Genomic DNA, 491 nt, shown 5'->3' with positions numbered 1-491 from the left:
CAGGGCGGGATCATACCCTGAGATTTAATGGAACTTTCTGATTTTTCAGCGATCTGATCGGGTGTTCTCATCTTATTGGAGCCACCCGTTATGGACTTCTTCGCCCACTTATCGCTCATCGAAGACCCGCGCAGTTCTGTCAATCGTCAACATGATCTGGTCGATATCATGTTTCTGGTAATGGCCGCTGTCGTTTCCGGTTGCGAAGGCTGGCAGGAGATCGAGGATTTCGGTACTAACAAGCTCGATTGGTTGCGCAAGTACCGACCTTTTGCCGGCGCCATCCCAACCCGTCACTCGATTGCCCGCATCATCAGAGGCATCGCTATCGAACCGCTGGTACACGCCTTGTTTACCTGGGTCAATGCCCGTCGCCAAGCCGCTGGTCAGTCTATCATTGCCATCGATGGCAAGACCATACGAGGGGCAGTCAACCAACACGGGTCCGATAATTGCCTGCATCTGGTGACGGCGTTTGATACCGGTGAGGG

Annotated in this window: 1 protein-coding gene; it reads left to right on the top strand. The window is 53.6% G+C overall.

What is annotated here, in order from left to right; translation table 11 throughout:
* Positions 1–90: 90 nt before the first annotated feature.
* Positions 91–491, top strand: a 401-nt coding sequence (locus tag J9889_RS22430) for an ISAs1 family transposase (RefSeq protein WP_210558277.1), incomplete at its 3' end; no start/stop codon positions are given.

The sequence above is a fragment of the Aeromonas sp. PrichA-15 genome, assembly GCF_017939245.1.
In the GTDB taxonomy this organism is placed as follows: domain Bacteria; phylum Pseudomonadota; class Gammaproteobacteria; order Enterobacterales; family Aeromonadaceae; genus Aeromonas; species Aeromonas caviae.
The sequence above is the reverse complement of the archived record's forward strand: the minus strand, read 5'-3'. Positions and strand labels throughout refer to the sequence as shown.